Below are 300 nucleotides of genomic sequence, written 5' to 3'. Positions count from 1 at the left end.
GTTGTAAGCCCGAGTCTTCAATCATGTACGCCAAACGATCATCGGGGAAGTCAGGGTCAAGCGGGACATAGCTGGCGCCGACTTTCAATATGCCAATTAGGGCCGCGAGCATATGCTGAGAGCGGTCCAGGCACAAGCCAACGCGGTCCCCAACCGATACGTGCTCCTCTAATAGGAGCTGAGCCCACTGTGAGCTAAGTTCATCAAGCTGACGATAGCTTAAGACTTCCTGCTCAAATATGACGGCTTCTTTTTCGGCAAATTGTTGAGCTTGATGATGAAGGTAGTGACCGACAGTGC

General features: G+C 51.7%; 1 protein-coding gene. It reads right to left on the bottom strand.

From position 1 onward, the window contains the following. Positions 1-300 (bottom strand): AMP-binding protein (locus A3757_RS06330; protein WP_156506232.1); only part of this gene is annotated, 300 nt, incomplete at both ends.

The sequence above is a fragment of the Oleiphilus sp. HI0117 genome, from assembly GCF_001635235.1.
Note: the sequence above shows the minus strand (reverse complement) of the source record. Positions and strands in the feature narration are given on the sequence as shown.